The organism is Streptomyces sp. NPDC004561, from assembly GCF_053602155.1.
On the sequence record NZ_JBSGDB010000468.1, the window covers coordinates 1 to 6,736 of the forward strand.

6 protein-coding genes are annotated in these 6,736 nt (G+C 73.8%); 5 read left to right on the forward strand and 1 reads right to left on the reverse strand.

All coding sequences use genetic code 11. The features are described from left to right. Positions 1–1,049 (reverse strand): ABC transporter transmembrane domain-containing protein (locus tag ACWEN3_RS37965; RefSeq protein ID WP_452980751.1); only part of this gene is annotated, 1,049 nt, incomplete at its 3' end. Between the two features lie 196 nt (positions 1,050–1,245). On the opposite strand from ACWEN3_RS37965, the gene ACWEN3_RS37970 reads away from it, so the two are divergent. The 5 genes from ACWEN3_RS37970 (at position 1,246) to ACWEN3_RS37990 (ending at position 6,646) form a co-directional block, all read left to right on the forward strand. Then, a complete protein-coding gene (locus ACWEN3_RS37970; protein ID WP_452980754.1) occupies positions 1,246–2,154 on the forward strand; it encodes an ABC transporter ATP-binding protein in 909 nt (302 codons plus the stop codon). Then, the gene (locus ACWEN3_RS37975; RefSeq protein ID WP_452980756.1) at positions 2,151–2,885 is read left to right on the forward strand and encodes an ABC transporter permease; all 735 of its coding nucleotides are present in this window, start codon (positions 2,151–2,153) and stop codon (positions 2,883–2,885) included. The genes ACWEN3_RS37970 and ACWEN3_RS37975 overlap by 4 nt, the downstream gene beginning before the upstream one ends. 50 nt (positions 2,886–2,935) lie before the next feature. Continuing rightward, positions 2,936–4,186 carry a sensor histidine kinase gene (locus ACWEN3_RS37980; protein WP_452980764.1) on the forward strand — a complete coding sequence of 417 codons (1,251 nt, stop codon included), beginning with the start codon at positions 2,936–2,938 and terminating at the stop codon, positions 4,184–4,186. Continuing rightward, a complete protein-coding gene (locus tag ACWEN3_RS37985) occupies positions 4,176–4,811 on the forward strand; it encodes a response regulator (RefSeq protein WP_452980759.1) in 636 nt (211 codons plus the stop codon). Before ACWEN3_RS37980 ends, ACWEN3_RS37985 begins: the two co-directional genes overlap by 11 nt. Before the next feature lie 113 nt (positions 4,812–4,924). Next, positions 4,925–6,646 (forward strand): ABC transporter transmembrane domain-containing protein, encoded by a 1,722-nt coding sequence (locus ACWEN3_RS37990; RefSeq protein ID WP_452980761.1) that lies wholly within the window; start codon positions 4,925–4,927, stop codon positions 6,644–6,646. Positions 6,647–6,736: the final 90 nt, after the last annotated feature.

A 6,736-nucleotide genomic window follows, 5' to 3' on the forward strand; every position in this document is an offset into this window, starting at 1 on the left:
GGCCGGTGCGCGCCCTCGCGCGCCGTGCCGCGTGGCCCGTCCCCGGCCGGCCCGTCCTCCGGCAGCTCGTCCATCGCCTCGAAGTACCGCTCGGTCGCCGTCGCCGCCTCCTGGCTCATCGCGAGCAGGAAGCCGATGGAGTCCACCGGCCAGCGCAGGGCGAGCGCCGTGCTCAGGAAGGCGACCAGGGTGCCCGTGGACAGGTCGCCGTCGGCCACCCGGACCGCCCCGAGCACCAGCGCCGCCCCGATCGCCAGCTCCGGCAGCGTCACGATGACGCCCCAGATGGTCGCGAGCAGCCGCGCCTTGCGCAGCTCGGTGCCGCGCAGGGTGCCGGACATGTCGCGGAAGGCGCGGGCCTGGCTGCGGTGCCGGCCGAAGCCCTTGATGATGCGGATGCCGAGCACGCTCTCCTCGAGCAGCGTCGTCAGGTCGCCGACCTGGTCCTGCGCGCGCCGCGCCACCTGCGCGTAGCGCCGTTCGAACACCACGCACGTCCACAGCACCGGGACGGCGGGCCCCAGGACGACCAGGCCGAGCACCCGGTCCTGCATCAGCATGATGACCACGCCGACGAGGATGGTGACTCCGTTGACCAGCAGGAACGTCAGCGGGAAGGCGAGGAACATGCGCAGCAGCATCAGGTCGGTGGTGGCCCGTGAGAGCAACTGGCCCGACGCCCAGCGGTCGTGGAAGGCGACGGGCAGCCGCTGCAGCCGCCGGTAGAGGGCCGCCCGCATCTCCGCCTCGACACGCGACAGCGGCCGGGCCACCAGCCACCGCCGTATGCCGAACAGGACCGCCTCGGCGATCCCTAGGAGGAAGAGGTACAGGGCGCCGAGCCAGACCCCGGCGGGGTCCCGGTGGGCGACCGGCCCGTCCACCATCCACTTCAGGACGAGCGGGATGACCAGCCCCGCGCAGGAGGCGACGACCGCGACGAAGGCCGCGGTGAACAGCCGGGCGCGTACGGGCCGGACGTACGGCCACAGGCGCAGCAGGGTGCGTACGGCGGAACGGTCCTCGGTGGTTGCACGTGTCGTGGGCATCACTGGCGAGCGTACGGACCGGCACTGACATCGCCCACCGGGTTTTGGCCGGACCCCGGTCCGCCGCTGGTCCTACGACCTGCGCGTTCGAGGGACCGTACGAGGGGGTCGTAGGCCGGCGTCAACCGATCGGACGATGCCGCTTCGAGCGGGCCGGGCGATGTGCCGGATCTCGCCCGGCCGGGACCCTCGGAGCATGCCATCCGTCATCGAAGTCACCGATCTGCGCAAGTCCTACGGCGGCCGGGCCGTCGTCGACGGCGTCTCCTTCGCCGTCGAGGAGGGCGAGATCTTCGGGATCCTCGGCCCGAACGGCGCCGGCAAGACCACCACCGTCGAGTGCGTCGAGGGGCTGCGGGAGCCCGACGCCGGCCGGGTCCGGGTCGCGGGGCTCGACCCCGTCGCGGACCACGAGAAGGTCGCCGGGCTCCTCGGCGCCCAGCTCCAGCAGAGCGAACTCCAGCCGAAACTCACCGTGCGCGAGGCGCTGGAGCTGTACGCGGCCTTCTATCCGCGGCCCGCCGACTGGCGTCCCCTCGCGGAGCGCCTCGGCCTGACCGACAAGCTGTCCACCCGGTTCGCCAAGCTGTCGGGGGGTCAGCGGCAGCGGCTGTTCATCGCGCTGGCCCTCATCGGCGGTCCGCGCGTCGTCGTCCTGGACGAGCTGACCACCGGCCTGGACCCGCGTGCCCGCCGCGACACCTGGCGGCTCATCGAGGAGGTCCGGGACAGCGGGGTCACCGTGCTGCTCGTCACCCACTTCATGGAGGAGGCGCAGCGTCTGTGCGACCGCATCGCGGTCATCGACAAGGGGCGGGTGGCCGCCCTGGACACGCCGGCCGGGCTGATCCGCCGCTCGGCGGGCGCCACCGTCATCAGCTTCACCCCGTCGGCCCCGCTGGACGACCAGGACCTCGCCGCTCTCCCGGCGCTGGCCTCGATCGAGCGCAAGGACGGCCGGATCACGCTCTCCGGCACCGACGAGACGGTCAACGCCGTCATCACCCTGCTCGCCCGGCACCGCGTCACCGCCCATCAGCTCCGTGTCCTGGACGCCACCCTCGACGACGCGTTCCTCGACCTGACCAAGGAGGCCACGGCATGAACACCGCCGTCCTGCGCACCGAGTTCCGTCTGTTCCGCCGCGAGCCCGGAGCCGTCTTCTGGATCTTCCTGTTCCCGACGCTGCTCCTGGTGATCCTCGGTTCGATCCCGTCGTTCCGGGAGGCCGACAAGTCCCTCGGCGGGCTGCGGCCGGTCGACGCCTATGTGCCCATCGCCGTACTGATCGCGCTGATCATGTCGGGTGTGCAGTCGCTGCCCCAGGCCCTGACCGGCCACCGGGAGCGGGGCATCCTGCGCCGGATGCGGCTCACCCCGGTACGGCCCTCCGCCCTGCTGTCCGCGCAGATGGCCGTGCAGGGCACGGTGGCGCTGGGCTCGGCGCTGCTCGCGCTCGCCGTGGGCCGGATCGCCTTCGACGTGAAGCTGCCGGAGCAGGCGGGCGGCTACCTGCTGGCGCTGCTCCTCGCGACCGCGGCGGCCCTCGCCCTCGGTTCCGTCGTCTCCGCGGTGTCGCGCACCACGAAGATCGCCGCGGCGATCGGCTCGGCCGTGTTCTTCCCGATGATGTTCTGCGCGGGCGTGTGGCTGCCGGTGCAGCAGATGCCGCACACCCTGGCCCGGGTGGTCGGCCTGACCCCGTTCGGCGCGGCGGCCCGCGCCCTGAACGAGGCGGCCGCTGGCCACTGGCCCGGCTGGGAACACCTCGGCGTGCTCGCGGCGTGGACGGTGCTGCTGACGGCGGCGGCGGCGCGCTGGTTCCGCTGGGAGTGACCGGTGGCCGGGCGGAGAGGAGCGAACGAGCCGTGCAGGACACTGATGCCATGACCGACGCCGTGCCGCCGATGCCCCGGGCCTGCTTCGACAGCTGGGGACCCTACGCGCTGATGGCCGCCGGTGTCGTCGCCGGGGCGCTGTCCGCCCGCCCGGTCGGCATGAGCCACACCGCGATGGCCGTCGCGGGAGCGCTCGTGGCCGCGGGCGCCGTACTCCAGGTGTACTGGGGGCGGATGAAGCGGAGGCGGCCGGGCCCGAGCCGGACCGGCGCCTGCCTCTACTTCCTGCGCTGGGCCATCGGCTTCGCACTCAACGTTCTCAACCCGTTCTTCGCCTTCTACGCCGTGATCGGCTACTACACCGCCGTCCGCGAGCTGCCGCGCCGGCTGGTGATGCCCGGTCTCTTCCTGACCGCGGTCACCATGTCGGGCAGCGAGATGGGCGGCATGCCGCCGCACGGGCTGATCCTGTGGCTCGGCTTCTTCCTCGTGCTCGGCGTCAACATGGGCATGGTCGGCGTGTTCACCCGGTTCGCCGAGCAGGAGCAGGCACGCCTCGGCGTGCAGGCCGAGACCATCGCCGAACTGGAGCGCACCAACACGGCGTTGCAGCAGGCCCTGGACGAGAACGCGGCCCTGCACGAGCAACTCCTCGTCCAGGCACGGGAGGCGGGCGTCGCCGACGAACGGCGCCGGCTCGCCGCCGAGATCCACGACACCATCGCGCAGGGCCTGACCGGGATCATCGCCCAGCTCCAGGTGGTGGCGAACGCCCCCGACCTGCCCACCGCCCGCACCCATCTGGAGCGCGCCTCCGGCCTCGCCCGGCACAGCCTCGGCGAGGCCCGCCGTTCGGTGCACAACCTGGCCCCGGTCGAGCTGGCCTCCGGCGGGCTGCCCGAGGCGCTGAAGAAGACGGTCGGGGAATGGGGCGAACGCACCGCGACACGCGCCGAGTTCACGGTCACCGGCACCGCAGAGCAACTGCACGACGAGGTGTCGGCGACCCTGCTGCGCATCGCCCAGGAGGCGCTGTCCAACGCGGCCCGGCACGCCCGCGCGACCCGGGTCGGGGTCACGCTGTCCTTCATGGGCGACGAGGTCACCCTCGACATCCGCGACGACGGCACCGGTTTCGATCCGGCCGTCGTCCCGGCCCGCACCCGGACCGGCGGCTTCGGCCTGGCCGGCATGCGGGCCCGCGCCGAGCGCATCGCGGGCTCCCTCACCGTGGAGTCGGAGTCCGGCCACGGCACCGCGCTGTCGGCTCGCGTACCGTTGGTCCGCGATGACCGCTGACTCCCCCATCTCGCTGCTGATCGTCGACGACCATCCGGTCGTCCGGGACGGCCTGCGCGGCATGTTCGAATCCGCGCCGGGCTTCCGGGTGCTCGGCGAGGCCGCCGACGGCGGCGAGGCGGTGGAGCGGGCGGCGGCGCTGGACCCCGACGTGGTCCTCATGGACCTGCGCATGCCCGGCGGTTCCGGCGTGGCCGCCATCCGCGAGCTGGCCCGGCGCGGGGCCCGCGCGAAGGTGCTGGTCCTCACCACCTACGACACCGACTCCGACACCCTCCCCGCGATCGAGGCGGGCGCGACCGGCTACCTCCTCAAGGACGCCCCGCGCGACGAGCTGTTCAACGCCGTGCGCGCGGCCGCCGAGGGCCGTACGGTCCTCTCCCCCGCCGTCGCCTCCCGGCTGGTCCAGGCGGTCCGCTCCCCCGGCAACGAACCGCTGTCCGCCCGCGAACGCGAGGTGCTGGCGCTGGTCGCCCGGGGCACGTCCAACCGCGAGATCGCCCGCGAGCTGTTCATCAGCGAGGCGACGGTGAAGACGCATCTGACCCATCTGTACGCCAAGCTGGGCGTCAACGACCGTGCGGCGGCGGTGGCGGTGGGGTACGACCGGGGCATCCTCGGCTAGCTCCCCCGCTTTGTTCGCTTTATTCGCTGGAGCGATCGTCCTCACCCTCGATAGCTTCGAGGTTTGCCGTCGGGCCGCCGGGTCCCGGCCGGGCCGAGCCGATCGGGGGCCGCATGATCGACGCGTACGAGGATCCGGGCACGCCCGACATCCGCGGCGGCTGGTGGTACCTGTGGTGGCTGGTGCGGTGCCAGCCGGGGCGGTCGCTGGCCGCCGCGCTGCTGGGCAGCACCTGGATGGTGCTGATGGCCGCGCAGCCGTACATGATGGCGCGGGCCGTGGACGACGGCCTGGTGCCGGGGCGCACGGGTGTGCTGGCCGGCTGGACGGTCGCCATGTTCGTGGTCGGGGCGGTGAACGCCTGGCTGAGCATCATGCGGCACCGGATGATGACCCGGGCGCGGATGGACGCCAACTTCCGTACGGTCAAGGTGGTCGTGGCGCATGTGATGCGGCTGGGGGCCGCGCTGGCGCGCCGGGCCGGGGCCGGTGAGGTGGTGACGATCGGGGTCGGCGACGTGCAGACCCTGGCGCAGGCCCTCACAGTGGTCGGACCGGGCGTCGGCTCGGTCGTGGTGTACGCGGTGGTGGCCGGGCTGCTGGTGAGCGAGTCGGTGTCGCTCGCCGTGGTGGTGCTGCTCGGGGCGCCGGTGATCGCGCTGCTCACCGGGCCGCTCACGCTGCGGCTGCAGGGCGCGGAGAGCGAGTACCGGGAACGGCAGGGGGTGCTCGCCGCGCGCATCGGCGACCTCGCGGGCGGCCTGCGCGTCCTCAACGGCCTCGGCGGCAAGGGGCTGTTCGCGGACGCCTTCCGCGCGGACTCGCAGCGGCTGCGGGCGCAGGGCTACCGGGTGGGCGCGGCGGCCAGCTGGGTGCAGGCGCTCGGGGTGGGCCTGCCCACGCTGTTCCTCGCCGTGGTCACCTGGCTCGCCGCCCGCCTCACGGCCCAGGGGCAGCTCACCGTCGGCCAGTTGGTGGCGGTGTACGGCTATGTCGCGGTGCTGATCGGGCCGGTGGCGTTCTTCGTGCAGATGGCCTACGACCTGAACCGGGGCGTGGTGGCCGCGCGCCGGGTGGTACGGCTGCTGCGGCTGGCGCCGGAGCCGGACGAGGGCACGCTGCCGGCGCCCGACGGGCCGGCCGAGCTGCGCGATCCCGCGTCGGGTGTGCGGGTGGTGCCGGGCCGGCTGACCGCGCTGGCCGCCGCCCGGCCCGCCGAGGCCGCGGCCGTGGTCGACCGGCTCGGCCGGTACGGGCGCACCGACGCCACCTGGGGCGGGGTCAGGCTGGACGCGGTCCCGCTGGCCGACGTACGCACCCGTGTCCTGGTCGCGGACAACGAGGCGGACCTGTTCGCCGGGCCGCTGCGGGAGGTGGTGGCCGCCGGGCGCACCGCCGGGGAGGCCGCCGTGCGCCGGGCGGTGCACGCGGCCGCCGCGGAGGACGTGGTGCGCGGGCTGCCGGACGGGCTGGACTCGATGGTGGCCGGGCAGGGCCGCAGCCTGTCCGGCGGACAGCGGCAGCGGCTGCGGCTGGTGCGGGCGCTGCTGGCCGACGCCGAGGTGCTGCTGGCCGTGGAGCCGACCTCGGCGCTGGACGCGCACACCGAGGCGATGGTGGCCGAACGGCTGCGGGCGGCGCGGGAGGGCCGTACCACGCTGGTGACGAGCACCTCCCCGCTGGTGCTGGACCGCGCGGACACGGTCGTGTTCCTGGTGGACGGGAAGGTCGCGGCGAGCGGCCCGCACCGCGAGCTGCTGACGCGGGAGCCGGGCTACCGGGCCCTGGTCGCCCGGGACGCGGAGGCCACCGAAGCGGAGGGGGTCGCACGATGACGTCGGGTGAGGGGCTGCTGCCGGTCGCGGGTACTGGAATATCAACCGGTTATCCATCGACTACGCCTGTCGGCCTCGCCTTAGGTCCCG

Bases quoted from the DNA above. Each gene is read 5' to 3' on its own strand.
- ACWEN3_RS37970 (WP_452980754.1), top strand. From the start codon at position 1,246: ATGCCATCCGTCATCGAAGTCACCGATCTGCGCAAGTCCTACGGCGGC.
- ACWEN3_RS37975 (WP_452980756.1), top strand. From the start codon at position 2,151: ATGAACACCGCCGTCCTGCGCACCGAGTTCCGTCTGTTCCGCCGCGAG.
- ACWEN3_RS37980 (WP_452980764.1), top strand. From the start codon at position 2,936: ATGACCGACGCCGTGCCGCCGATGCCCCGGGCCTGCTTCGACAGCTGG.
- ACWEN3_RS37985 (WP_452980759.1), top strand. From the start codon at position 4,176: ATGACCGCTGACTCCCCCATCTCGCTGCTGATCGTCGACGACCATCCG.
- ACWEN3_RS37990 (WP_452980761.1), top strand. From the start codon at position 4,925: ATGATCGACGCGTACGAGGATCCGGGCACGCCCGACATCCGCGGCGGC.